We start from the raw sequence: 26,924 nt of genomic DNA on the forward strand, positions 1-26,924 counted from the left end.
GGCGCTGGCGCCGCGATGCAGCGATTAACGCTGAGAAGGACGCGGGCAAAGAAAAGGCCTGCACGGTGGCAGGCCTGTTCGGTTCGGTCAGTGTGATTTCGGATCAGGGCACCACGCTAACCTTGGTGCCGACCGGCGCGTTGGAGTAGAAGATTCGCGCCATATGCCATGGGATGCGAATGCACCCGTGCGAGGCGGGGTAGCCCGGGACATGACCTGCGTGCATGGTAACCGGTCCATTGATGCGCATCATGAAGTCCATCGATGCGCCGCGGAAGCGCGAACCCGCGGGACGCTTGTGGCGGCGCACGTCCACGTTGCTGCGCATGACATAGCCGCGCGGGCTGACGTACTGCCCGTACAGGTTAGAGCGGTGGTGGGTCTTCTTCTCGGTAATCCGGAAGGTACCCGTGGGCGTACGATGTCCCGCTTTACCGGTAGAGACCGGCGACATACCAATCAGGCGGCCACCGCGATAGAAGTAGGCCATCTGGTCGCTCAGGTCGATGCGAATGTAGGCGGCGCCGCCGCTGCCATACGAGGGACGCCACCAGGCGTGCCCGTTATTCATCGAATTGTGTCGCATGTAGGGGTGGGGATAATCCCGCGCCTCCACCGGTGGCGGTGCCATCAGGGCACCACCTCCGACAATCAGCCCGGTTACCACGGTGAAAAATTTTAAAAGGGAACGACGGCTCTGCATTGCGCACCTCTCTCTGTAAAACGACTGCCCAACTTGGCAGTACCCGCACAGGCACCGGGCAAAAGGTCGGGCCGGTTGGCCGGTTTCAAAACGGGTTGTTGCTTTCCCCAAGCGGAACCGGTGTTGTCCCGGTTATTCCGCAGGATGGGCTCGCTGCGGCATCGCCGCGACAAGTGGGGACGATGTTAGGGTGCTGGATAGGCGGGTATTACATCGTTTGGGTATTAGCGGACGCGCCACTAGCGCGAAGAGAAATAGGCCTTTTGGCGTAAAAATCTACTAGATGATCAAAAAATGTGACGAGCTATGAGCTTCAAGTGATTGTTTTTGTGAATTTTTTTTAATTTCTGTGATCTTTTTCGAATTTTTATTCAAATTGTCACCATGATGTGTAGAATTGAGCGACATATTGCTATTTAGCATGAAAATGCCGGTTGATATAGCCATCGAGTTCCCGGCATGGCGCGTTTTATAGAACTATGGCCCAAGCGGTACCAGGGTCCTCACTCAATCTCACAGGATGACAACAATGAGAAGCCGTAAATCCCTGTCGCCCCTCGCGGGCCTGATGCGCCGCATGCGTGCTGCGCAGGAGCTCTCCGACAAGACCGGTGTTTCCGCCGACGAGAGCTTCGACATTATCAACGAAGGCCTCAAGCATGGTGGCAAAAACGCCAATCCGGATGGTCGCCGCCAGTTCCTGAAGCAGCTGGGCCTCGGTGCCGCTGCCATTGGTACTGCCAGTGCGCTGGGTACTGCTCCGCGTTCTGCTCAGGCTGCCCCAAGTGGTTCGTCCGACCCGGGTCGCGTAGCCATCATTGGTGGCGGTATCGGTGGTATTCGCTGTGCGCATCGCTTGCAGCAATATGGTACTGCCAGCAAGGTCTTCGAAGGCAATACCCGTGTCGGTGGGCGTGTAAATACCAACCGCACTATTTTCGGTCGCCCGGTGGAGCGCGGTGGTGAGCTGATTTCTACCGAGCACACGGCGACTCGTAATCTGGCCAGCCAGTTGGGCCTGGACGTGGAAGACGTTAACGGTAACGCGGTTCCCGGTGGTAATGAGCTCTACTATGTAAATGGTCAGCACTATTCAGAGCATCAGCTGAATGAAGAGTGGCGCGACGTTTACAAGATTTTCAAACAAGCTCAGAAAGATGCGCCCTGGCCGCCCACTTATGACAACTTCAACGCTTTGCATCGTGACCTCGACTATGTCGATGTAAATAGCTGGTTGGATGCGGTTGGCATCGGTGCCAGCTCTAACATGGGGCAGGTATTCCAGGCAGATATCGTCGCGGAATACGGTATCCAGCCGGAAGAAACCACCGCGCTGAACCTGATCTACCTGCTGGCGTGGAACCCGATCAATACCGCGCTGCCGCTCGCCGGTACCGATGAGCGTTTTCGGATTAATGGTGGTAACGACCAGTTAGTTACCAAAATGGTCGAAGAGCTGCCAGAAGGTACTGTTGAAACTGGTCGCAAATTGATTGCCATCAGCGGTGATATTAACGGGCCATATAATCTGACCTTTGATGATGGCTATGAGTACGCCTGCGATCGTCTGGTATTGGCGCTGCCGTTCTCCATGTTGCGTGATGTAGATATCGAGCCAGCTCTGTATGAGGCATTCCGCCCTCAGAAACGTGCTGCAATTGAGCGTATGTCTTTCGGTAGCAATGGTAAAATCGCCATGCAGTGCTCCAGCCGTCCGTGGACATTCCCTCAGGTGGTCAATGGAGAGCAGTTTACTCCCAATGGCGTTACCTACGTTGGTCGTCCCGAGCTGTTTGACACCTGGGATTCCACTTCAGTTACCGGTAGTACCGATGGTATTTTCGTTAACTTCTTTGGTGGCGATTATGGCAAAAACATTGGTGGTGATACGCCATTTGAAGCGCCGAAAACCAGTGACCTCAATCACTTCTTCGGTATCGTGGACAACGTATTCCCGGGAACCAGCAGCGCATTTACAGGAACTGCGATGCAGTCCAAGTGGTGGGCAAACCCCTGGTCGAAGGGCTCTTACTCTACCCAGGCCTTTGGTGATTACACTGAGTGGTGGGGTGCAGCTGGCCTGCAGGAAGGCAACATTCACTTCTGTGGTGAGCATACTGAGGTCGAAGTGTTCGGCTACATCGATGGTGCGATCACCACTGCTGAGCGTGTTGCGAAGGAAATCCATCAGGCCTGATAGGTTTTCTACGTAATTTGAGAAGGCGCCTTCGGGCGCCTTTTTTTATGTCCCGGTTTTTTTCTTGGGACATGACAGGTAGCCTGAGACTGGTATTTAGTATGGATTGCCCATAAGAGACAAGGAGTAAGCATTGAAAACCCTGACCCGCATCGTGTTATTACTGTTGTGCCTGTTCGGTGCCATCGCCTGTTATACCTTTGGTATTCCGCGGGGCGGCCTGCTCTTTCTGGTGTTGGGGCTATTGTTGGAGGGGCTTTTCTGGACGGGCTTGTTCCGTCGCAAGCGTCAATCCAGTAGTGAGTGAGGCCGAATTGCAGGCAAAAAAAAGCCGGCTAAGGGGCCGGCGGAAAGGATACATGCCATACAAATGACTTGCTCAAGGGTTGAGGAAATAAAATGAAGCGCCCGGGATGACGAATGGCGGTTCTAGCCCCGGGAGCTTCTGAAACAGTTCAGCTTTTCTTCTTTTGCTCTCTTAGCTGGCGACGGTGCGCAGTACCCGTGCACCTGCGACCGGCAGCGCCAGTTTGCCGGTGGTCACTTCACCGCCGAAGGCTGCTGGGGTGATGTCTTCCGCATCTGCCAGAGATTCGGGCAGTGCCAGCTCTGCTGCTTGGTGGCCAAAGTTGGCCACAACATAAAACGTCTCATTGCCGTTACGGCGGTAGAACACCAGCAGGTCATTGCCGGTATCGATAATTTCCTGTTCGGCCACGGCGAGGCCCGGCCATTCCTGGTGCCACTGCAGCAGCGCGCGGAAGCGGTTCAGCATGGAATGCTGGTCGTCTTCCTGCACGTTAACGGCCTTGTGCTTGTGCTCATCGGCCACCGGCAGCCAGGGCTTCACCTTGGAGAAGCCCGCATTGATTTCGCCACCGTTGAACCAGGGCATGGGTGTGCGGCAACCATCGCGGCCCTTGAATTCCGGCCACAGGTTGATGCCGTAGGGGTCCTGCAGGTCTTCGAAGGCGATTTCCGCTTCGTCGAGGCCCAGCTCTTCACCCTGGTACAGGCAGACGCTGCCACGCAGGGCCAGCTGGGTCAGCAGGAACAGTTGTGAGCGTGCAAACGCCTGGTCCGCATCGAAGCCGTGATTCCAGCGGGTGAAAGAGCGCGGCACGTCGTGGTTGCTGATCGACCAGCAGGGCCAGCCTTCCTCAATCACGCGCTGGTTCTTGTGCAGGGTCTCACGCAGGAACTCGGCACCACACTCTTCGCTCAGCAGGTCGAAGCTGTAAGCCATGTTCAGGCGGTTCTCGGTGGTGTAATCCGCCATGATCTTGTGGGTATTGTCGTCACCGACTTCGCCCACGGTCATCGCACCGGGGTACTGGTCCATCAGGGCGCGTACGCGCTGCAGGAACTCCAGATTCTCCGGCTGGGACTTGTCGTGGATATGCCACTGATACTCGTAGGTGTTGACCGGTGCCTGTCCATTCTCATCCAGATTCAGCGGGCGCGCCGGATTGTCCTGCAGAGACTGGTTGTGGAACGCGTGGTTGATGGCGTCCAGTCGAAAGCCATCGACTCCACGGTCGAGCCAGAATTTCAGGTCGGCCAGTAGTTGCTCCTGGACTTCCGGGTGGTGCAGGTTCAGGTCCGGCTGCTCCTTCAGGAAGTTGGTGAGGTAGTACTGGCGGCGACGGGTGCACCAGCGCCAGGCGCTGCCACCAAAATTCGACATCCAGTTGTTCGGTACGCTGCCGTCCGCCTTGGGGTCGGCCCACACATACCAGTCGGCTTTGGGGTTGTCGCGGCTGCTGCGGCTCTCCTCGAACCAGGCGTGCTGGTCAGAGGTGTGGCTCAGGATCTGGTCAATAATGATCTTCAGGCCACGCTCGTGGGCGGCGGCGATCAGGTCATCAAAGTCCTGCAGATTGCCGAAGATCGGGTCTACATCGCGATAATCGGACACATCATAGCCAAAGTCGGCCATGGGTGACTTGAAGAACGGAGAGATCCAGATGGCATCGACGCCGAGGGATTTCACGTAGTCGAGCTTGCTGGTAATGCCCGGCAGGTCGCCAATACCATCACCATTGGCGTCGCAAAAGCTGCGCGGATAGATCTGATAAATGACGCCGTTACGCCACCATTCGGTATTGCTGCCACTCATAACTACGTACCATCTAGCAAACGCTTTGTAGGATAAGGTCAAGATGGGGCTAGTATGGCGACGGGCGTCGCTCGCTGCCTCCCCCCCGGCCGGGGGAGGGTAACCGAAGATCAGGTCGGATCGGAGGGGTGGTCCTGTACCGAGCGCAGCATTTGCTCCGCAAGCGCGATGGCTTCCTGTCGGTCTTTCACGTCCAGCTTCTGGTAGAGGCTGCGGATATGGGTCTTGATGGTACTGGGCGCGACCTTGAAGTGCCGGGCAATCCGCTCGTTGGAGAGCCCCGAATGGATCGCATTCAGTACCTGCCACTCCCGCGGAGTCAGGGGCGAGTGGCGCAGGAAGTCCGGTACCGCATCGCTCTCCAGGATCTCGCGGATAATGGTCTCATCCAGCTCGATACGGATGCCGCCGTCGAGCTCCGGCTGCTGTTGCGCGAGGCGAATCAGTTCCTGCGCCTTTTCCTGTTCTGCTTCACTCAGGCCCGCTTCAATCGCGGCCTTCAGGATCACAATCACCGGCTTGCCAATCTGCAGGAAGCTGGCTTTGAAGTCCCGCTCGACACCAATACTCAGGGCCTCCTGCATCGCGCGAACCGCGCCGTCGCGCTCTTCACGCAGCCACAGCAAATGGGCTTCCAGCACCAGATTGCGCAGGCAGTCAGTCACCAGCCCGCATTCCCGGGCTACCTGCTGCAGTCGGGTGAGCAGGCGATTGGCGTCGGACCAGCGATGCATCTCGATCAGCGCGCGCACATGGTTGCGTCCATGGCACTGCTCAAAGTGGTTGCTGGGGCGATCCGCCACCGGCGGGGCCTGTTCCTGCCAGGTGGCAATAGCCTGCTGGTTGCCCAGCGCTCGCCAGGTGCGCAGGCGTGCGGCGTCGGCATTGGCCACCCAGTCGCGGTGATATCGCTCTCCGGCGAGCAGACGGTCAATCCGGGATAGCCACTCTAGGCTTTCGTCGCGCTCGCCGCGGGCCTGGGCCACTTTCAGCAGCAGGGTGTATTCCTGCAATAGCCAGCGCTCGCCCACTTTGCGGTTGATGCGCATCCCCTGGCGGGCGGAAGCCGCTGCGGCTTCGAGGTCGCAATCTTCCCAGGCCAGTTGGCCGCGCAGGCGCACGATAAATTCGGAGATGGGCAGGCCGGTGAGCTGCTGCTCGTCCACGAGCCGCTGGGCCCGCTCCTGCAGGCTCGAGGCTTTTTTCAGCAGGCCCTGGGCAATGGCGATTTCGGTTTGCTGGCAGATGGCCCACGCGGCGTTGGGATAGTCGTGCTCGGCGATCGCCAGGGCCTCGACTTCCTGCATGTTGTTGATGGCTTCATCCAGTTCGCCCAGGCAGAAGCTGGTCTCGCCGGTCACCAGCAGCGCAGCGACGCGTTCGCCGGCCTGATCCTGGGGTAGCAGGTCGAGGGCCTCCTCGGCGTATTCCTTGGCAACCAGGGTCTGGCCGCGGGCGACGGCGGCCTGGGCGCGCACGGTGGCAAAGGCGCCTTCGAAGTCCCGCCACTGCTGCGGGTCTTCCCGGACCAGCCAGGCTTCGGCGGCACTGAGAATCTTCTCGCACTGGTCGTATTCGAAGTTGTCCCGGGCCATCTTGGCGGCCAGCAGGGAGAAGCGTGCATTGCGGTTGAGCGCCTCTTCCCCCAGCCAGCTCAGGCAGTCGTTCAGCACGCGGGTCTGGCCCTCGCGCAGGAACTGCTCGCCCTGTCTCAGCAGCAGGTCTTTCAGGCGTTCCCGGTCAGCGGCGGCGAGGGCATGGCGCAGGGCCTCAAGGGGTTGCCCCAGTTCCTGCCAGGTATCGCTGGCGGTGCGGTGCAGGCGCTGCAGCTGCTCGCCGTCAGTGAGCTGGCGCTGCAGGAAACGGGCGAATACCGGGTGATAGCGGAACCACTGGCGGCTGGAGTCGAGGGCCTGCAGGAACAGGCCGCGGCGCGCCGCCTGCTCAAGCAACTGCTGTCCGCCGCTGAGGCCGCTCATTCGCTCGGCCAGCAGTGCGTTGACCCGGGTCAGGATCGAGGTGTGCACCAGCAGTTCGCGCAGCTCCGGATCGAGCCGCACCATCACTTCCTCGGCCAGGTAGTCGAGGATATGGCTGTGGCCCTGTTCCAGCTCACCCAGGTAGCGGTCGACCTCTTCACGGTCGCGTACGGTCAGGGCAAACAACTGTACCGCGGGCGGCCAGCCTTCACTGAGCTGGTGCAGCTGCTCGACACGGTCGCTGCCGAGGGAGAACGGCAGGCGCTGCTCCAGCAGTTGTGCGGTTTCCTCGGTGGTGAGTGCCAACTCACCGCTATCGAGCTCCAGCAGGCGGCCCTGCACGCGCAGGCTGGCGAGACCGAGCGGCGGCTGGCTGCGGCTGGTCATTACCAGTCCAATACCGGCCGGTGCATGACGCAGCAGGAAGCGGATGATGTCGTGAACCGCGTCGTTGTCGATCTGGTGATAGTCGTCGAGCACGATGCGCAGTTCGCTGGGCAGCGCGCGCAGTTCCGCCAGTAGCTGACTGACCACCACAGAGGGGTCGGTGCGCTGCTGGGCTTCGACCAGGCTGTGCGTTTCCGGTACCCCGTTGCCGGTGGCGCGGTGAACGCTCTCGACCAGGTAGCGGCAGAACTGGGCTGGCTCGTTGTCGCCGGCATCGAGGGAGACCCAGGCCACCGGTGTCTCCAGGGTGGAGGCCCACGAAGAGACCAGGGTCGTTTTGCCATAACCGGCAGGAGCGGTCACCAGGATTACCTGGTCTATATGACTCTCCCCCAGTCGCGACAGCAGGCGTGAGCGAACGAGGGTGTGCTCCGGACAGTCCGGCAGGCTGTATTTTGAGGCTAGTAGCATCGCTGATTGCTGGCCCGGTGGTTGGATTTTTTGTACAGGCACAATTATGCACGCTCAGAATATGGCTGCCAGCGATCAGGCGCCTCCCCCGGGGGGGAGGCTTAGGGCGCCTATGCAAAGTCCGTAGCAAGTGATAGTTTTGATGGTTTAAGCGATGTCCTGAGCCCGCGACGGCAGTTCACAGTGCCGAAAGCGCGGCGAACACTACAACAATAAATCCGATGAAGCCCGGACCCAGAAGCCGGGCCCACACTATCAGGGACAAAAAAATGGCCGACATTGTCATTCTGGCCGCACAGGGGCCGGGCGCGGAAGATGCGTGCGTTGCCGATCACCTGTTTGCCGGCTTGCGCGAGGCGCTGGGGGACGACTGGTCGCGGGTGCACACCGAGACCTTTCATTGCAGCGCCCATCTCCACAGTGGTATCGAGCGCATCTTTGAAGGGATGCAGAAGCGCGATATGGATTTCCTCAGGGCGCGCAAATTCCTTCTGTATGCCCAAGCCGAGGGCGCCGCACAGCTGACGGACGTCGAGCAGCGTGGTGGCGCCTATGACAAGGGGCAGCAGTCTCTGTATTCGGTGCTGGAGCGGGCTGCTGGCGCAGCCGGCGATACCGCACCAGTGATCCTGCTGAGCCACTCCGTGGCCTGTAGTGCGGTATCCAACTATCTCTGGGATGCACAGCGTCCGACGATTAATCATGGTCTCTGGCGTGATGGTGGGCCCAAAGGGGTGCACAAGGGGTCGGCCCGTGACCTGTTTCTGCGGCTCAAGACCCTGAGTCACTGGTACAGCCTCGGGCCGGTGCTGCCGCTCTGGAACGCCGCCCTGTCGCGGGAACAAATCCAGGCAGTGACCTCGAACACCCGCGGATACAATTTTCGCTGGAAGAACTTCTTCCACCCCGACGACCTGTTTGGCTGGCCGCTGAAGCCGCTCAGCCCCTCCTATAACCAGTCGGTGTACCGGGACTACGAGACCAGTCCGCTGGGGGACTGGGCTGGCACCAACCTCGGGCCGCAGATCGTGGCCCACGGCGGTTACTGGGATAGCCCGCTGGTCCAGCAGCACCTGCTCGATGATGTGCGCCAGCTGTTGAAACGGGGTAAATCCCGTGTTGGCGCCGGGGCGCGCTCGCAGGCCGCCGTCGCGGTATAATCCCGCGCGGTGCGCCCGTGTTCGGCGCAGCCCGCAAACTTTTTTCATCTGGTGGTAGCTATGTCCCTGCAGTTTCACTCCGTCCCGGTCACTCCGTTCCAGCAGAACTGCACCTTGTTGTGGTGTGATGACAGCAAGCGAGCGGCGGTGGTCGACCCCGGTGGCGATATCGAGCGCATCCTGCAGGCGGTTGCCGAGCGCGACCTGAAGCTGGAAAAGATCCTGCTGACCCACGGTCACCTGGACCATGTCGGCGGCACCGCGCCGCTCTCCAGGCAGCTCGACCTGCCCGTGGAAGGGCCGCACAAAGAAGATGCCTTCTGGATCGAGCAAATCACCACCCAGGCACAGATGTTTGGTTTTCCCCCGGTGGAAACCTTTACGCCAGATCGCTGGCTGGTGCAGGGGGACAGTGTCACCGTCGGCGATGAAGTGCTGGAAGTGCACCATTGCCCGGGTCACACCCCGGGGCATGTGGTGTTTTTCCACCGCCCGAGCAACCTGGCGCTGGTTGGCGATGTCTTGTTCGCCGGCTCCATTGGTCGCACCGATTTTCCCCGCAGCAATCACGACGCCCTGATTGAATCGATCACACAAAAGCTCTGGGCGCTGGGCGACGAAGTACGCTTTATCCCCGGGCACGGTCCCATGTCCACCTTTGGGCAGGAGCGCCAGACTAATCCCTTTGTTGCCGATAAACGATTCGGCTGATTCAGCAACGGTTCAACTGGCATCGGCAAAATGCGGAAGCAGTAAGTCCAGTCAGAAACGCCGGGGAACAAGAGCGATGCAAACATTTAAATACCTGATGGCACTGCTGAGCGTCCTGTTGATGGTCGCACTGTCCGGCTGTGCGGTGATCTCGGAAGATCAGTGCCGCGCCGGCCTCTGGTATGAGCGCGGCCTCGAAGATGGTGCCGCCGGGCGCGGTCAGGGCATGGTGTACCGGATCGCGCAAAAGTGTCAGGAATACGGTGTGCGCATTGATACCGAGTCCTGGCTACGTGGGCACGAGGAGGGGGTAGAGCAATTTTGTACCCCGGAAAATGGCTACTATCAGGGGCGCCGTGGGCGCAACTACGAGGGTGTCTGCACGGGACCTGCCGCTGACCTGTTTATGGCGGAATATTCCCGTGGCCTCGAGGTTTACCAGATAGAACAGGACTATCGCCGCCTGCTGGATCGCCGCGACAATCTGGAAAGTGAACTCTATTCCGTCAATGCCACACTGGCCGAGACGGAAGATGAAACGCTGCGTCGCGAGCTGAAGCATCAGCGCCGTGCTCTGCGCCGTTCGCTGCGACTCGTGGAACAGGAATTGTTCGGCTTCCACGCATTCGATTACGACTTTTTACGCTGAGGAGAAGGGCGATGGGAATCTGGCATGGCCAGCCGACCCTCGAAGAGGTCAATGCACTGTCCGAAGGTTGCATGCCGGGTTATCTGGATGTCCAGATGACCGAGCTGGGTGACGACTATCTCACGGCTACCATGCCGGTGGACCACCGCACGCGCCAACCCATGGGCATCCTGCACGGCGGTGCCAGTGTCGTATTGGCTGAAACGCTGGGTTCTGTCGCGGCGAATCTAGTGGTCGACAGCGCAGAAAAATACTGTGTGGGCCAGGAGATCAATGCCAACCATCTGCGTCCGGTCGCCGATGGTGTGGTCACGGGCACCGCCCGCCCGATCCATCTCGGGCGCACCAGCCAGGTATGGGAAATCCGCATCTGTGACCAGCGCGGTAAGTTGAACTGTATATCGCGCATCACCATGGCGGTGGTGCGTCATTCCTGATCCGGTGGCCGATGTTCTTGCGAGCGGTATGAGCGAATTTTCCTTTGATGGTGTGCCTTACCGGCTGGTGCGATCCCCGCGCCGCAAGCGCCTCGGTCTGGTGATTGGCAAGGCCGGTGCCGAGGTGCGCATCCCACAGCGCTGTGCGGCCCAGCATGGGCACCAATTCTTCCGCGAGAATATCGACTGGGTGCGCCAACAGTTGCTGCGCGCGAGCGAGCGTGCAGCGGAAATCCCCGAGCACCAGTTTGCCTTTGGTGAATACTTTCCCTGGCTCGATCAATCCTTGCCCCTGATGCGCGTCGCGCGCCCTGTCGACAGCGGTATCGACAGCCATGGCATTCGACTTTACCTGCGCGCAAAATCCCCTGACTCCGCGCAAATTCGCCTGGGCCTGCAGCGCCTTTACCAGCGCGAGGCGCTCGCATTGTTAGCGAATAAGTCGGAACGGCTCGCCGCGTTGCTGGGGTTACTGCCCGCCGCTATCAAAGTGCGCCGGACCCGCAGCAAGTGGGGGCACTGTACCGCGCGTGGAGAGCTGCAATACAACTGGCTGGTCTGCCTGGGACCAGAGCCGGTGGTGGACTATCTGGTGGCCCACGAGGTGTGTCATTTGCGTCATCATGACCACAGTCAGGCTTTCTGGCAGCTGGTTGAACAGGTATGTCCCGATTACCGTGTGCACAGGCAGTGGTTGCGCCAGCAGGGGCACCGTTTACACCTGTAGGGCAATACGCCCGTCGGGTTGCTACATGCCGGCATCATTCTGGCGTAAACTGCCGACAAATTATTGAGTGTCGGACCTATGGCAATTGAACCTCTAAGTGATGATTTTGATGACAACTGCGCGCGATTCCTGCCGGAGAGTGCCGAGCAGGGCTGCGTGTGGACGCTGGAGGGAGAAGAGGGTTTTGCCCTGTGTGAATCCGACAAGCGCGCCGATGTAGATGTCATGCCGTTCTGGTCCCAGCGGGAATTTGCCGAGGCGCATGTCGCGGACGACTGGGCCGGTTACGCAGTGGTGGCGGTAGACCTTGAAGAGTTTATGGACGATTGGCTGACCGGCATGCACGAAGATGTTCTGCTGGTGGGTATTAACTGGAACCGTGAGCTGGAAGGCGAGGAACTGGAGCCTCTGGATCTGCTCGAGCAGTTGGAACAGGCCCTGCAATAAACCCCTGCGCGGTTAGCGTGTACACACTACGCGCGGCCCTTATGCATGGCAATGCGTCGCTCGTGCCGCCACTCGCACAGGCGCAACGGAGAAAACAACCACAACAGGAGTCTCACATGGGGCACTTCCTCGGATTGCGCACCGTGATTTACGGCGTGGCCGACATCGGCGAGGCCAAAGCCTGGTACAGCAGCCTGCTGGGGGTGGAGCCCTATTTTGATGAGGCCTGTTATGTGGGTTTCAATGTCGGTGGATTCGAACTGGGGCTCGACCCGCAAGCGCGCAATGTCACCAGTCGAGCGGATGGTGTGGTGGCCTACTGGGGCGTCACCAGCATGGCGGCGGAAGTGGAGCGGATCAACGCTTTGGGTGCGCGGCAGCACAGTGATGTCGTGGATGTTGGCGAGGGGATCCTGATGGCGACCTTCCTCGATCCGTACGGCAATGTTTTTGGCTTGATTGAAAACCCGTATTTCCAGCCTGAGAGTAGTGGTTGAAGGGAGCAGTTCAGTGAGCAAACCGCCTATTTCCAATTATCGTCCCTCGGATGCCGCTTTTGCGGCAGAGAGCCTCGCGCAGATCGGCAGAGGCTATGTGGTACCGGACCGGGTCGCGCTGATCACCGGCTGCTCGAGCGGGATTGGCCGCGAACTGGCGCTGGCGCTGCACCGCCGCGGGACCATTGTGATCGCGACCGCGCGGCGCCCCGAGAGCCTGCAGGAGCTGGCCGATATGGGCATTGCCACCGAGTCACTCGATGTGAATTCCCAGGCGGATATCAATCGGGTCGTGCATGCGTTGAAGGCGGCCTACGGCCGGCTCGATATCCTGATTAACAACGCGGGCTTTGGCCAGATGGGGCCGTTGCTCGAGCTGGATACCCGTGCGCTGGAAAAGCAGTTCCAGACCAACGTGTTTGCCCCGATGGCGCTGATTCGCGCCTGTGCGCCGCTGATGCGCAGTGCCCGTCGCGGGCTGGTCTGCAATATTGGCTCGGTCTCCGGCGTCCTGCCCACGCCCTTTTCCGGGGCTTACTGTGCGTCGAAAGCGGCACTGCATGCGCTCTCCGACGTGCTGCGGCTCGAATTGAAACCTTTCGGCATTCGCGTGATGACGGTGCAGCCCGGGGCCATTGCCTCGGAATTTGGCCGCCATGCAGAGGTTTCTCTGCGCGGTATGTTGGCACCGGATTCCTGGTACAAGCGGCAGGAAGATGCCGTGCGCGCACGCGCGCAGGAATCGCAGCATAACGCCACACTCGCCAGCGTACTGGCGCGCAAGCTGGCAAAAGAATTGTTGCGCAAACGCCCGCGCAGTGTGGTGCGGTTGGGCAACCGCAGCAGGCTGTTGCCGTGGATGGCGCGCTGGTTGCCGCGGCGCCTGCGCGACCGGATTCTTGCACGGCGCTTTAACCTGAGCCGCGCAATCGCCAATCCCTGAGGGGCAGCGCGAAAAAAGGAAAGTGGTTTAGCGGGCCTCGAGCCACTCGGCCACTTCGGCAAAGCTGCCGCGGAACAATACTTCCCCGTCCCGCTTCGACATCAGGTAGTCATAGGTGCCGTCGTAGTAGTCCCGCAGTAATTCCATCACCAGCGGTATATAAACCTCCGCACTGCCCCCGGCGACATACTCGCTATTGGCGTCGGTGAGCATGTCATCCAGCTGCTGGTGACGCAGGCCGCCGAGGCGTTTGCGGATACGCGACAGGTTGCCGCGCAAGTCTTCGCCCAGTGCCTGTCGCGGACCTTCTGCGGCGTTTTCAAATCGTTCCAGTGCGCTCGCAACATAGTCGCGGACGATACGTTTGGCACGCGCCTCCGGCGGCTCCTCTACCAGCACCCGCGGCGCCGGTGCCATCGCCTGCTGCAGTGGTTCCGGCAGAGCGCAGCGGCCAATCAGGCGGCTCTCGTCTTCGACAAAAACCTCCCCTTCCTTTTGTGCCAGCTTGAGCATGGCGACCGCCACACTGTTTTCAAAATCGATTTGCGCGGGTTGTGCGGTACCCGTCCGGCCAAAACTGGAGCCCCGGTGCCGGGCGATACCCTCGAGGTCAATGGCCCGACGTGCGTAGGCGAGCAGGTCCGTTTTGCCGCTGCCGGTGTGCCCGCTGATGACTACCAGCGGCAGTTGTGCAGACAGCTGTTCGGTTTGCTCGAGAAGGAAGGTGCGCATGGCTTTGTAGCCACCTTCAACCAGCGGGTAATCAATCCCCGCGTCGTGCAGCAGTTTTTGCGCGGTGCGGGAACGCAGTCCACCGCGGAAGCAATAGAGGTAGCCCTGCGGATATCGCTGGACGAAAGCCTGCCAGTGGGCCAGTCGATCTGCGCGCACTTCCTCGGTGGCGAGTTTCCAGCCGAGCTCGATCGCCGCGTCCTGACCACTGCGTTTGTATTCCGTGCCAACCATTTCCCGCTGACGATCATCCAGCAGTGGCAGGTTTTCGCTATGGGGGAAAGCGCCACGGGCATACTCTACCGGCGCGCGCACATCCATCAACGGCACATCGTCGAGAAACAGCTGGAGGAAATTACTGGTGTTCTGGCGCAAATCGGGACTCCTTAATCTCGGCGCCAGTGTAACCTGAAATATGGGTTTAGCCCGGAATAATTCCCGCACCGGACTCGCGTCGGTTGCGCGGGCTGGCATCAACTACCCCATCAATACGCAAAGGAAACGCCAACCTGGCATGAGTCTCAATCAGGTCGTCATACTGGTCATCCTCGCGTTTACTGTGGTGGCGTTTATCTGGGGGCGCTGGCGCCACGATATGGTGGCCATGGCGGCGCTGCTCGCGTGTGTATTTACCGGGCTACTGGCGCCAGAAGATGCCTTCGACGGCTTCGGTCACCCTGCGGTCGTTACCGTCGCCTGCGTGCTGGTGCTCAGCCGTGGTTTGCAGGCGACGGGCGCCATGGATCTGCTGGCGCAAAAGCTGATCCCCAAAACCCGCAGCATTACCGGCGCCATCGCCGCGTTGATTGCCGTTGGCGCGCTGATGTCGGGCTTTATGAACAATGTCGGTGCCATGGCACTGTTGATGCCGATTGCGGCGGATGTGGCTGAGAAGCATCATTTACCGCCAGGCAAAGTCCTGATGCCGCTGTCATTCGGCACCATTCTTGGCGGCATGACCACGTTGATCGGCACGCCGCCCAACCTGATCGTTTCCGGTTTTCGCGATTCGGCAGGGTTGGGTAGCTTTGGCATGTTTGATTTCACCCCGGTCGGCATTGTGGTCGCGTTGGCCGGCGTGGTGTTTGTTGCCTTAATCGGATGGCGATTGGTGCCGTCACGCACCCAGGCCGGCGCCGCGACCTTCGATACCGGTACCTATTTAACCGAGGCGCTGGTGCAGGAAAAAAGTGCCGCAGCCGGCAAGATGGTTTGGGAGCTGTCGCGCATGCTGGAGGACAGTGACGCGCAGGTGGTGGGGGTGGTCCAGAACAATGCGCGGGTGCAGCCGGCCTTCCCAACCCAGCGTATCCACAGCGGTGACATTCTGGTGCTGGAGGCGGAGCCCGGTGCCCTCACCGCAGCCGTCTCGACGCTCGGACTGAAACTCGCCGCGGCGCCCGAGGAAAGTGACAGTGAGGACAAGCCGCGCCTTGGGTTGCTGGCACGGCGACGGTTGCCGGGTTCGCAACGTACCGCAGAAGAGCCCGACGCGCGCGAGCACAAGGAGCGGGAAAAAGAGCGTGAGCGGGCCCATCAGGAAGACATGCAGTTGCGTGAGCTGGTAGTCATGCCCGACTCGAACCTGATCGGACGCACTGCCCGTTTGTTGCGACTGCCAGCGCGCTACGCCATCAACATGCTGGCACTGTCCCGCCAGGGACGTCGATCCGTTAGAAGGTTGAGTTCCACGCCAATCCGGACCGGTGATGCCCTGTTGATGATGGGCTCCGATGAGAGTTTGCGGAACTTCGCATCGGACCAGGGGTGCGTTCCCCTGGCCCAGCGGGAAATCTCCATACCCAACAAAGAAAAGGCTGCGGTCGCACTGGTATTGATGGCGCTGGCTGTCGCCGGTGCCGCGTTTGGTCTGCTCCCCGCGGCTATTTCGTTTGCTGCCTGCGTGCTTGCCTTTATGGCCCTCAAGGTGGTGCCCCTGCGCAGTGCGTACGAGGCGATTGATGGCTCGGTCATCGTATTGCTGGGTGCGCTGATCACGGTGGCAGAAGTCATGGATCGCAGCGGCGCAGCAGATGTGCTCGCACAGTGGATGCTGGAAACCTTTGTGCAGGACAACGCGGTGATCGCTCTGGTGCTGATCCTGGTGATCACCATGACGTTGTCGGATTTTATGAACAATGCGGCAACAGCGGCGGTAATGTGTTCCATCGCCCTCAGTGCGGCCAACCAATTGCAGGTTAATCCCGATAGTTTCCTGATGGCGGTGGCGATCGGTGCTTCGTGTTCTTTCCTCACGCCGGTCGGGCATCAGAACAACACCCTGATTCTCGGACCCGGCGGATTTCAGTTTGGTGACTATTGGCAGATGGGGCTGCCGATGGAAATTCTCGTGGTACTGGTGAGCGTGCCCATGCTGTTATGGGTCTGGCCGCTGTAGCAGGATGCTTTTGGCGCCATATTGCGGTCAGTGTGTTCCGCCGGCGGACGCGCACGTTACGCGATCGAGTCGTCGACCGGTTGGGATAATTCAGTCAAAAAGTTGCTGCAAAAACGCAGGGCATCGGTCACCGTGACGATGCCGGCCAGTTCACCTTCGCGCATCACCAGTACAGACCCAATACCCGTATCGGCCATGGCCAGCAGGATCTTATCCAGAGGGTCGTGTAGATCTGCGATATACGGCCGCCGCGCACACAGGTCTGAGACGTACAGTTGCTGCTCTTCCAGTCGGTGACCAGGAGACTGGGCGCGTTCGATATCGCTGCGGGTAATCACGGTTTCCAGGTCACCGTCGCGGGTTACCGGCAAGTGGTGAACCTGATGCTCCTCCATCATGGCCAGTGCTTCTTCAACGGTGGCGTTGATATCGATATGCAGTGGAAAGGGGGTCATCAGGGCGGCCAGGGTTGGCATTTGGTGGATATCGCGTGGTTTGGCCATGGTTTACTCCTCGCTGTCCGCTTCCCGCCATTTGTCTGCAGGCGAACTATTCCCCTCAAGTTTAGGACAATTGCGGCGTTGAATTTTGCGATGGCGCGTATTTCTTGGAACCTAATCCTATTGTGGCTTTTGCTTGTTGCTATTTACGGATATTGGCTTAACATTCGCGGCCCCGGTATTTACCGGACCTATCGAAAGTTTCCACGTATCGGTCTATATATACAGTGCTATCTCGTGCGAACCCCGATTTGGATATCAGGCTACTTCTTATGAAGGATGTCTATATCGTTGGTTTTTATGGTGTTCAGAAATTACTGTAACAAATCTGTAACAATTTATTTCCGGCCAGTCGGCTTATATCGGTTGGCAGCGTAATAAATTGCCGGTTACAGAGGACCAAAGTCAGGGTCGGAGCGTAATACAACGAGCGGCCTGGGCGGCTCCGCGTGTCCGACACTATTTCGATAGGGAATTGATCCGCAACACAACTGGTGGAAGGAATCCACGCCTGCCATTTGTCTCCTCGCGTTTGTTTATTGAGAGGATATGCCCTGCGTGTTTGCGGATACGACAGGCAAACGAATAACAAAAACATAGACGCGTTTAATAACACTACCTTAGAGGTAATCAATGTTTTCCGAATTTGACCAGATCGAACAGCAAATTGCAGAACACCAGGCCAAAATCCAGGAACTTCAGGAGCAAATGGCCCAGGCGGAGAAAAAGAAACAGGGAGTTATCGCGTTTGATAAGGCCCTGGTCAATATTGCCGCTGAATACAAAATGCGTGAAGACGAGCTTTTTGTCGCACGCGGTGACGAAATCGTCGAGTGGCTGGTGGCCCAGCTGGATGATGCCGACGCGCCGGAATATGTAAAGACGTTGAAAAGCCGCATCGCCCGTACCCTAAGAAAAGAGGGCGAGGCACCGCGCCGCGCACGTCAGGCTTCCCCTGGTAAAGGCAGCGAGCCGAAGCTGGATACCGGCCACTACCGCAACCCCTACACGGGCGGCACCATCGAAAAGAAGAAGCGCAATCCTCGCCAACTGAACGAGTGGATTGAGGAGCACGGTCTCGAGATCGTGAAAACCTGGAAAATCTGAGCGGCGTGAGTCGCGACAGAACAAAAAGGGCGCCCTTTACCGGCGCCCTTTTTGGTTTCTTGGTCTCCGATTCGCGCTAGATCTCGGCGCGATCCCGACGCAGCAAATCCTCCACATACGCCGTCACCACCTGGCTAGCCGGACCGTGATGATGTTCTGCAAATGCGTCCCCCACATTGCTGGCTTCCAGATTCAGCTCGACACTGTGCGCACCGGCCAGATTGGCACACTCAACAAAACCGGCAGCGGGATAGACATTGCCCGATGTACCGATACTGATGAATAAATCGCACTCGTCGAGTTCCTGAAAAATCCGATCCATCTCCAGAGGCATTTCGCCGAACCACACAACATGCGGGCGCAGGTTACCCGGTTCGCCGCAGCAGGGGCAGGGCGTATCGGTTTGCAGGTTCTGGTGTTGTGGAAACAAATTGCCGCTGTGTTGGCATCGGGCCTTGAGTAGCTCTCCATGCATATGGATCAGGTTCTGGCTACCGGCACGTTCGTGCAGGTCGTCAATATTCTGTGTTACCAGTAAGACTTCGCCGCGATACGACTGCTCCAGTTCGGCCAGTGCGTAATGCGCTGGATTGGGGGCGATATCACCGGACAGGAGCTGCACGCGCCGGGCATTATAAAAGTGCTGTACGAGCGCGGGGTCCCGCTCAAAGGCCACGGGGGTGGCGACATCCTCAACGCGATGGTTTTCCCACAAGCCGTCATTATCCCGAAACGTACGGATGCCCGATTCGGCGGAAATACCTGCGCCGGTCAGAATAACAATTTTATGAAAAGTGTCTTGCATGGCCTTGCCCCCCTTCCCGTGGTGGAAGAGCCAGTGTGGGGGCTAGGGCAGGGGATGGTCAAACCTGGCCGGGTACTTCCACTTTGGTGGGCTGGCTGAGGGTGTGCCAGTCGCCTTCGCGTAGCAATTGAATCGGTGTCAGCGACTCTTCGCCGGCAACCTCGCGTACCACGCCAATAACGGTAGCCTGCAGGTAGCCGGCATCGCGCAGGGCCAGCACCGCATGCGCCGCGCGCTCGGCAGGTATCGGCGCGAGCAGTCCACCGCAGGTTTGCGGGTCGGACAATAGCGACCAATGGGGCAGGGGCTGCCAGCCGTCCGGATTGGCGACTTGTGCGTAAAACTTTGCATTCTGAGGCTGCAGGCTGGAGAGCCAGCCGCCGTCGACACATTCCGCCGCGCCCTCAACCAGTGGCAGTTCAGAAGCAATGAGCGTTGCGCCGAGCGCGCCATTTTCGCCGAGCATTTCCAGCAGGTGGCCGAGCAGGCCAAAGCCGGTGACATCGGTGAGTGCGCGCGCGTCATGGCGTGCGAGGATTTCCGCGGCCTCGGCGTTACTGCGCAGCATGGTGTCGAGCGCATGCTGATACCAGCGCGCGTGGGCGGCGCCAGCGGCTTCGGCTGCGAGAATCGTGCCTACGCCAAGAGGCTTGGTGAGTATCAGGCAGTCCCCTGCCTGCGCCCCGGTTTTTGCCAACAGGGTTTCACTGTCGGCAAAGCCATTCACCGTCAGTCCGAGTTGCAGCTCGGCGCCTTCAGAAGTGTGTCCGCCACTCAGGGTACAGTCATGTCGGTTGAGTTCGTACACGGCACCGGCCAATAACAGTTGCAGGTCCCTGGCGGTAATCTCCGGCGCTGCGACGGGCAAGGTCGCGAGCACCTGGGCGGAATGCGGACGCGCATGCATGGCGAAAAGGTCTGACAGGGCATGCAGGGCTGTCAGTCGGCCAAACAGCCAGGGGTCCGAGACCGGTGCACGTAACTGGTCGGAACTTTGTACCAGGAGTTTGCCGGCAGGCAGTTTCATAACGGCGGCGTCATCGCCGGTACCGCGCAGAAGCAGCGGCGACTGCTGCGGGGGTAAACTGCGCAGGGCGCGCTGCAGCACTTCCGCACCAACTTTCGCGCCGCATCCGTTGCAGCGCATTTGCTGAATAGTCACACCGGAGCGTTCATTGAGCACCGGCTGCCGTCGCCATCGTGACGCGGTGCTATTGTCCATGCCGATAGGCAGCTCGCTGAAGCGCCGCATAAAGGTGCGATCAATATGATCTTTCCAGCGCCAGATAAAATCGCCGGCTGCGGCGAGGTGATTGCGTGAGCCCACCGCGCGTTGGCTGCCACAGGAAAGCAGGCTGAGGAAGTTGCGCTGTGGGCGATAGCGACGCAGTTTTTCTCCGGTCAGTGTCGCGCGCAAATTCTGAAACAGCACGGGGCCCTGGCGCACCGCGTACACGCCAGCCTTGGGTAAGGACTGACGCGAAAAACTGGCCACATCCCCGGCCGCGAAGACGTTGGCGAATCCGGTACTGCGCAGGTAGTCATCTACGGCAACAAAGCCCGCCGAGTCCAGCGGTAGTCCCGCGTTCGCCAGCCAGGGTGGCGCACAGGCGTTGGTGCTGAGAATGACCTCGTCCAGCTCCAGGAACTGTTCACCCTCTCCCTTGACGCCCGCGTCGGTAATGGCCGTAACGGGCCAGTTGTGATGCACGCGTACCTGCAAGCGCTTGAGTTCGCGCGCCACCAGCTTGCGCGTCAACGATGGGTAGCCGTGGGGGATTTGTCGTCCGGCGTGCACCAGGTGGACTTCTACCCGGCCGGAGTACACTTGCTCTTCCAGCGCAAAGGCCATCGCCATGGCCAGCTCGCAGCCGCCGGCGCCAGCACCGATGACACCAATGCGCACCCGCGCGCGGGTGTGCTGCACGCGCTCTTTGAGCTGAAGCCAGTAGCGATGGAAGTGTCCGATGGGTTTGACCGGGATCGCCAGTTCCGAGCCCGGGAGCTCTCGTGCCGGGGTGGCGCCGGTATCGAGCGACAGTAAATCGTATTCCAGATCGGGGCGCCCCAGCAGTGAAATGCGCCGGGTCACCGGGTCAATCTGGTGGGCACAGGCCTGGATGAAACGTGCACCTGCCGCGCGGCAGAGCCTGACCAGGTCAATGTGGGTGTCGTCCAGTTCGTAGTGACCTGCGACCAGACCCGGCAACATGCCAGAATAGGCCGCATGGGTTTGCGGTGAAACCAGTGTCAGGCGAGCACCGGGCAGGGGATTCATTGCCCACATGCGCAAGAGGATGGCGTGGGCGTGTCCGCCGCCCACCAGCACAATGTCCTGATAATCCGGGTGCTTCTGCATGTCGTGCCGCCAACTTGGCTTGATCGATTATTAACCAGTCTATCCCTTGTGCGCAGTTTCGCAGCCCGGGGCGCGGCATTATGGCGAATGTACGCGTCAGCGTACAAAAAAAACACGCAACTGGTCTTTAATTTAAGGGTTGCCCGAAAAGCGCACGCGGCAAAGGTGATCGCGCGTTGGGGCAAATCGTCTGGCGTTTGGCGACCATAGCGCCTGCCAAAACTCCATGTCAAAGCAGCAAGCGCCCGATAATGCCAAAGCCCTATCAAAGCATGGCGCCCAAAAATGGCGTATCCCCTTTCCTGCAGAAAATTCTGTGGGGGCTGGTGGTGTTGCTGCTCGTCGTTGGACTCCTCAATTTTTTCGCCTCCCGAATGGTTGCCGAGCGTCTCGAAGGCTGGCTAGCCCAGCGCGGTGTTACCGGGGAGATCCGTCACCTGTACGTATCGGTACCCACACTCCAGGTCCATATCTACGGTGTGAATTTAAAGAATCCCAAAGGGCGCGGATTGCGTGCGCGCGAAATCGTACTCAATTACAGCTGGTGGCACCTGTTGCGCCGCAAGTTGCACGCCAAGGAAATTCTGGGTGATGGCGTGGTGTTTGATCTGGCATCGCACCGCGGTGACGTCAGCAAGCGCGTATGGGAGGTATTTGGTTGGGACCTCGGTGAGGGTGGGCAGCGCAAGCCGCGCAATCTCGAGCTCGATGCAGACACCGTCTTGCTGCGCGACAGCCGGCTCTGTTACACCGCGACGGCATACTGGAAAAAAAGGGATTGCATCGCCTTCGGTGTACTGGCCGCCGACGATCTGTCGGTCAAGGTGCAGCGCGAGGTCACCGGTACACCGTTACAGGTGCTGGTGAGTGCCAGCGATCTGCAGTTGCGCGAGGCCTACAGCCGCCTGACCGGCTCGAAAATGGTGGATACCGCGCTGGTAAACCTCGAGCTGACCGACGCCGTATACGACCGCCAGGCCGAAACCATTACTGCCGACACCCTGTCTGCCGACCGGTTTGCCGCCTGCCCGCCAAAACGCTGGGCCGAGGCCATGACGTTTCTCGACAAGCTTCCGGGAAATTGCTCCGCAGTGCGCTCTCTGAATCTGCATGGCAGTCTCTACTTTGGTTTTGGCCCCAAAGCCGAAGTCCACTGGCAGCGCGGCAGCGCTGAAGAGTTGATGTTGCGCCTTGCCGAATTCCGCTGGCAGGACTGGCGGGCCGAGGCCATTGCCATCAATGCCTTCAAATTTGTGCGGCGGGACAAGCGTATTGACTGGCAAAGTGCAGGCGCCAGTCAGTTTGACTGGTGCCCTGCGGGCTGGCGCGACGCGCTGTCGCATTTCTGCCTGCGCGCCGGCGCGCTGGCACTACCGGAACCCTGGGGGTTTAACTGGGAAGACAGGATTGCGCTCGAAACCACCAATGGACAGGTGCAGGATTTACAACTGATCGATGTGGCGGGCGGCCATCACAACCCGCTGACTGCGCCCACCGCAAAATTTGCCGCGCTCAAGTACGAACATAAAACCCGCCAGATGACCCTGCAGGCGCCGCGCATGGAAAGCGCGAATGGCTGTGTGCCGGGGCGGATGTGGAAGCGCGATGAATATTGCCTGCAGGCATTTGGCCTGAAAGTCCCCGAGACATTGACGATTCGCTTCCCATCGCAAGAGGAAACGATCTCCCTGGGCGTGAAGAGTGGGCCGCTGCAATTGGCTCAGCTGGACTTCCATCAGGACGGCAAGCGGCTGTTTGAGCTCTCCACGCTGAACTGGCAGCAGTTGCGGGCGATACCCGACGGCGACGCGCCACTGTTGTTACAGGATATTTACTTGAAGTCTCTGTCCGGTTGTGTGCCAGAGGCTGCCCTGCCCGAAAAAATGCGCCCTCTGTGTGCGGACATCAAACAGGTGAAGGGCGAAGGCGACTTTGCCTGGAAGGCGGGTAGTGACGGTTATCTGCTCGGTGGGGCCCTGAAACTGGAACAGATCCATCTCAGCGATCAGCCCGGAGCCGGCGGGCTGCAATTGCGCGGCTGGCAAAGCGGTCCGTTTCAGTTGCGTACTTCGCAATACGGGCCCACCCGCATTTCAATTTTTGGTGCCAACGGTGAGCTGTTGCCCGGCGGCGTGTGGGCGACGGCCGACCCGCAAGACGAGCCCAGCGAGAAAGGGTCGCTCCCGCAAGAAGTCGCCCGCCAGCGACCCCAGGCGACGGCAGAGGAAGATGCTGCCAGCGCGGTGGCTGGCTCGGGGACCGGTGACCCGTTTGCTGCAGGTGACGAAGCGACCGGGGGATATGGCGACCTGTCGCTGGAAAACTTCGCGCTGGCCAGCGTCGAGGGATGTTTGCCCGAAAGCTGGGCGAACCTGCTCTCTTCCTCACCGGACACCCTGCCAGTTTGTATCGATGCGGAATCACTCAGTCAGCCGAAGCCACTGATGGCACGCTGGGGGCAGCAGACATTCGAGCTGCGACTGGCGGAATTCGCCCTCGATCATGCGCGCGCGACAACGCGCGATGGCAGTGAAGTGCTGGATATCGAGACGGTTAGCGTCCCGCTGGCAGATTATCGCAGCGCACCCGGTGAGCTCGTACTGGCATTGCCGGCATTGGCAGCGAACCGCGCCATTGCCTGTTTTCCGGGTGGCGGTCGGGCGTCGGCAGCCAGTGAAGCCACCGCAGAACGCTGTATTCGTTTGCAGGCGCTGTCTCTCGGCCCCGAATTTTTCCTGCGGCATGGCAAGGACAACACCTTGTTGGTCATGGACGGGAGTGTTCTCGAGGAGGCGCAGTGGCGCACTGGCGAAGAGAATTTTTCTGCAGTGCTGAAAACCATCCAGATTGAGCAATTGCGATTAAAGCGCGAGGCGGGCCAGCGGCCATCGGTGATGGCCGCGCGCAATGTTGGCGCGGCCGAGTTTTTGGCCTGTCGCCCGCACGACGATCAGCAAACCCATCTGCCGCGCTGTGTTGCCATTGAAAACCTGCGCCTGAGTGGCAATGGCGGCGGGCGGCTCTCCACCGGCTCTGTGGAACTTCTGCAGGCACCGCGTGGCAAGTCCATGGCCGGCGCCGATTTCTTTGTAATGGACGGACTGACCTGGGGCAGTACCGAGTTGCAGTTTGCCAGCGCGCGCCTTGGTGGGTTCAGCGCTTGTGACGCAGGCCAGATGTTGCCCGCCCAAGCGGCAGAATGGCTAGGGCGGGGATGCGTTTCGCTGGGGCAGGTCGCGCTTACCGGGGAAAATCGCATTACCGTGTCTGCCGATCCGTCGTTGCCGCGGATGACACTGGGCGCGCTCACTGCCGACGCAGTGAACCTCGCAGCGTTGGGCAATGTATCGACCCTGCGCTGGGCGCGCTTGCACTGGCCCCGCGAGGGCTGGCCGCAGGTGGGCGGTGTGCTACTTCGCGGCGCGCGTTTGTGTCGCGGCGAATGCATCGAGATTGACGCGCTGGCCCTGCCAGGCGCGCAAAAATTGCAGGCACCGGTAGTGATCGACACGCCGGTCAAACTGAACGGGTTGGTGCTCCTGCGTGGAAAGAAACCGCCGGTGAAGATTCGCAAGCTGCATTTCGAGCGGGCACGTTACAGTCCCGGTTCGACGCCGGAGTTTTCCGTGGTGGCGCTCGATGGCTGTATCGATAAGCCCGCAGCCCTGTTCGGCAACAGCGGGCCGCGGGATTCGCGCCTGTGGAAAGCGCCATTGTGTGCCCAGGCACAGTCACTGCAGGTAGATCGGATACAGGCCGGAGAGGGACAGGGCGGCACGATGTTGAGTGGGCTCAGTACACAGGCCCTGCGCCTGACCCACAGTGAATTCCCTTCCGGACTGCCGGCCGGTTTGCTGCAGTTGGGGCAAGCGCATGCGGCGCGTATCTGGATCGGCAACGGGGTTGGCGTAGAAGACCTGCAGGCTTCGCAAATCGCCTCCTGTCTGCCGCGCAAGCAGTTGGCTTCCTTCAACCATTGTTTTGGTATTGAGCAAATTGCGCTGTCGGGTAACTACCGGCGTGGCGGGGACACCGAGCTCACGCGTTTCGACGTGAATGGTCTGCGGGTGATGGATCTTGGCGGCAACGAACTGGCCCGCCTGGCCTCGCTGAAATCCCCGGTGCTGAGTATCGGTACACAAGGCGTGCGCGCGCCACTGCTGGAAACGGCCGGCGCTATGGCGTTACAGCGGGAACAGGGCATGGATGACTTCGGTCAACATCCGTCTATGGGGGCATTCTCGTTACTGAAGCTCGAGGGGCTCGACGTCTCCCGGCAAGCGGGGCGCTGGCAATTACAGCTCGACCGGGTACTGGTAGAAAAACCGAACTTCCTCGTACAGCGCCACGAAGATGACCGCTATTCCGATGCCGATCGTTTTTATGCCCTGTTCGGTCGCGATAACACGGTGCGACGGGAGTCGGGCGGTGGCGCAGGGTTTTCATACCGCATCAACAGCGTCTCGGTGCGCGATGGTATTTTCACCTGGGTGGATCGACGCGAGCGGCATCGCTCGCGCATGCCGCTGCAAAACGTCAGTCTGGAACTGCGCGGCGTGAGCAACTCCCCCATCGACCCGCCGGCATCGCTGGTACTCAGCGCCAACCCCGCCGAGTTTGGCGAGCTGCATATCGCCGGGCAGATCGACTATCTGGATAACAAAAAGTGGGATGCGGACCTGCAGGCTTACATGACCAATGTCGATATGATCCCGGCGACACCTTATATGGCGCAGCTGCTCGGCTACAAAATTCTGCAGGGACAGCTGGATGCTCGGGTGAATATTGTGGTGCGGGAAAACAAGGTCGATGCCACCGCCTATATGCAGCTGGACAAGATCCGTGTGCGACGTGTCCGTGACACCGACCAGTTGCCGGTGGAGTCGACTATGATTCCGCTGCATTTTGCCCTATTCCTGATGGAAGACTTCAATGGCAATGTCAGCCTGACGCTGCCCGTATCCGGTGACTTGTTTGATCCCAAGTTCAACCTGAGCCTGATCTTCGGCAAGCTGTTGCAACGGGCGATTATGGAGGCGCTGTTGGCTTATGTGACCCCGATCGGTGTGTTCACCCTGGGGCGTTGGGCTTGGAAGCGCTACTTCTCGCCGCGCTTCCCGGACGTCTACTTTGCGCCCGGTAGCTCGGACCTATCCCCGCAGGCAAAAGCGGAACTGGCCGAGATGATTCTGCGGCTCAATGAAAACCCCAATGCGCGCCCGGGAATCTGCGGGGTGTCGAACCCTCAGGACTGGCATGCCATCAATACCCAGTTGGGCCCACTGGTGCAGGTCCGGTCCCGGGAAGACTTCTACCGGAACCCACCGGTGGAGGCGTTTGAGGCACTGCAGGACCTGGCCGGCCGACGCAGCCTGGCGGTAGAGCAGTTCCTGATCGATGCGGGTATCGAGGCCAAGGAATTTATCCGCTGTGCACCGGACTACAATGGCCGCGATACCGGCCAGCCACGGGTGCGATTCTCCCGTTAGGTGCGTACCCTGCCGCGCAATGAGCACCGTGTCCCAGTTTGAACCGCTGGTTCTCGCTGCGGATTTGCAATCCCCAAGAGTAGCGAATTTAATGCCAATGCATTTTT

At 59.8% G+C, this 26,924-nt stretch carries 20 protein-coding genes; 13 read left to right on the forward strand and 7 right to left on the reverse strand.

The features are described 5' to 3' along the window. Window positions 1-103: 103 nt before the first annotated feature. Window positions 104-703, reverse strand: coding sequence for a L,D-transpeptidase family protein (locus ACXAD0_RS05365; RefSeq protein WP_475087331.1), 600 nt, complete (start codon window positions 701-703; stop codon window positions 104-106). A 529-nt stretch (window positions 704-1,232) separates the two neighbouring features. Here ACXAD0_RS05365 and ACXAD0_RS05370 point away from each other — a divergent pair. Then, complete coding sequence (locus ACXAD0_RS05370; protein ID WP_475087332.1) at window positions 1,233-2,900, forward strand: flavin monoamine oxidase family protein; 1,668 nt, start codon at window positions 1,233-1,235, stop codon at window positions 2,898-2,900. Between the two features lie 133 nt (window positions 2,901-3,033). Next, complete coding sequence (locus ACXAD0_RS05375) at window positions 3,034-3,207, forward strand: hypothetical protein (protein WP_475087333.1); 174 nt, start codon at window positions 3,034-3,036, stop codon at window positions 3,205-3,207. Window positions 3,208-3,378: 171 nt separating this feature from the next. On the opposite strand, the gene ACXAD0_RS05380 is transcribed toward ACXAD0_RS05375, so the two are convergent. After that, entirely contained in the window at window positions 3,379-5,019 is a 1,641-nt protein-coding gene (locus tag ACXAD0_RS05380) for an alpha-glucosidase (protein ID WP_475087334.1), read from the reverse strand. 110 nt (window positions 5,020-5,129) lie between these two features. Continuing rightward, window positions 5,130-7,856 (reverse strand): HTH-type transcriptional regulator MalT, encoded by a 2,727-nt coding sequence (malT, locus tag ACXAD0_RS05385; RefSeq protein ID WP_475087335.1) that lies wholly within the window; start codon window positions 7,854-7,856, stop codon window positions 5,130-5,132. A 269-nt stretch (window positions 7,857-8,125) separates the two neighbouring features. On the opposite strand from malT, the gene ACXAD0_RS05390 reads away from it, so the two are divergent. The 8 genes from ACXAD0_RS05390 to ACXAD0_RS05425 all read left to right on the forward strand — a co-directional run bounded on the left by ACXAD0_RS05390 (window position 8,126) and on the right by ACXAD0_RS05425 (window position 13,427). Beyond that, a complete protein-coding gene (locus ACXAD0_RS05390; RefSeq protein ID WP_475087336.1) occupies window positions 8,126-9,016 on the forward strand; it encodes a hypothetical protein in 891 nt (296 codons plus the stop codon). Window positions 9,017-9,076: 60 nt separating this feature from the next. After that, window positions 9,077-9,727 (forward strand): MBL fold metallo-hydrolase, encoded by a 651-nt coding sequence (locus ACXAD0_RS05395; protein WP_475087337.1) that lies wholly within the window; start codon window positions 9,077-9,079, stop codon window positions 9,725-9,727. Between the two features lie 76 nt (window positions 9,728-9,803). Then, window positions 9,804-10,376, forward strand: a complete 573-nt coding sequence (locus ACXAD0_RS05400) for a DUF2799 domain-containing protein (RefSeq protein ID WP_475087338.1) — start codon at window positions 9,804-9,806, stop codon at window positions 10,374-10,376. Window positions 10,377-10,387: 11 nt separating this feature from the next. Then, window positions 10,388-10,813 (forward strand): hotdog fold thioesterase, encoded by a 426-nt coding sequence (locus tag ACXAD0_RS05405; protein ID WP_475087339.1) that lies wholly within the window; start codon window positions 10,388-10,390, stop codon window positions 10,811-10,813. A gap of 28 nt (window positions 10,814-10,841) precedes the next feature. After that, the gene (locus ACXAD0_RS05410; protein ID WP_475087340.1) at window positions 10,842-11,540 is read left to right on the forward strand and encodes a M48 family metallopeptidase; all 699 of its coding nucleotides are present in this window, start codon (window positions 10,842-10,844) and stop codon (window positions 11,538-11,540) included. A gap of 78 nt (window positions 11,541-11,618) precedes the next feature. Further along, a complete protein-coding gene (locus ACXAD0_RS05415; protein ID WP_475087341.1) occupies window positions 11,619-11,987 on the forward strand; it encodes a DUF2750 domain-containing protein in 369 nt (122 codons plus the stop codon). A 116-nt stretch (window positions 11,988-12,103) separates the two neighbouring features. Next, window positions 12,104-12,484 (forward strand): VOC family protein, encoded by a 381-nt coding sequence (locus tag ACXAD0_RS05420; protein ID WP_475087342.1) that lies wholly within the window; start codon window positions 12,104-12,106, stop codon window positions 12,482-12,484. A 13-nt stretch (window positions 12,485-12,497) separates the two neighbouring features. Next, window positions 12,498-13,427, forward strand: coding sequence for an SDR family oxidoreductase (locus tag ACXAD0_RS05425; RefSeq protein WP_475087343.1), 930 nt, complete (start codon window positions 12,498-12,500; stop codon window positions 13,425-13,427). Window positions 13,428-13,454: 27 nt separating this feature from the next. Here ACXAD0_RS05425 and mnmH read toward each other — a convergent pair whose 3' ends face one another. Further along, complete coding sequence (gene mnmH, locus ACXAD0_RS05430; protein WP_475087344.1) at window positions 13,455-14,534, reverse strand: tRNA 2-selenouridine(34) synthase MnmH; 1,080 nt, start codon at window positions 14,532-14,534, stop codon at window positions 13,455-13,457. A 139-nt stretch (window positions 14,535-14,673) separates the two neighbouring features. Here mnmH and ACXAD0_RS05435 point away from each other — a divergent pair, with 139 nt between their 5' ends. Beyond that, entirely contained in the window at window positions 14,674-16,557 is a 1,884-nt protein-coding gene (locus tag ACXAD0_RS05435) for an SLC13 family permease (RefSeq protein ID WP_475087345.1), read from the forward strand. A gap of 56 nt (window positions 16,558-16,613) precedes the next feature. Here ACXAD0_RS05435 and ACXAD0_RS05440 read toward each other — a convergent pair whose 3' ends face one another. After that, window positions 16,614-17,060 (reverse strand): CBS domain-containing protein, encoded by a 447-nt coding sequence (locus tag ACXAD0_RS05440; protein WP_475087346.1) that lies wholly within the window; start codon window positions 17,058-17,060, stop codon window positions 16,614-16,616. Window positions 17,061-17,690: 630 nt separating this feature from the next. Here ACXAD0_RS05440 and ACXAD0_RS05445 point away from each other — a divergent pair. Further along, window positions 17,691-18,164, forward strand: coding sequence for a hypothetical protein (locus ACXAD0_RS05445; RefSeq protein ID WP_475087347.1), 474 nt, complete (start codon window positions 17,691-17,693; stop codon window positions 18,162-18,164). A gap of 76 nt (window positions 18,165-18,240) precedes the next feature. Here the strand turns inward: ACXAD0_RS05445 and cobB are convergent, their stop codons facing one another. Together cobB and selD are read right to left on the reverse strand one after the other, a co-directional pair. Beyond that, complete coding sequence (gene cobB / locus ACXAD0_RS05450) at window positions 18,241-18,969, reverse strand: Sir2 family NAD+-dependent deacetylase (RefSeq protein ID WP_475087348.1); 729 nt, start codon at window positions 18,967-18,969, stop codon at window positions 18,241-18,243. A gap of 58 nt (window positions 18,970-19,027) precedes the next feature. Further along, window positions 19,028-21,328, reverse strand: a complete 2,301-nt coding sequence (gene selD / locus ACXAD0_RS05455) for a selenide, water dikinase SelD (protein ID WP_475087349.1) — start codon at window positions 21,326-21,328, stop codon at window positions 19,028-19,030. 251 nt (window positions 21,329-21,579) lie between these two features. On the opposite strand from selD, the gene ACXAD0_RS05460 reads away from it, so the two are divergent. Next, window positions 21,580-26,817, forward strand: a complete 5,238-nt coding sequence (locus tag ACXAD0_RS05460; RefSeq protein ID WP_475087350.1) for a DUF748 domain-containing protein — start codon at window positions 21,580-21,582, stop codon at window positions 26,815-26,817. The last annotated feature ends 107 nt before the right edge of the window (window positions 26,818-26,924 follow it).

The organism is Microbulbifer sp. ABF4_148 (assembly GCF_056158985.1).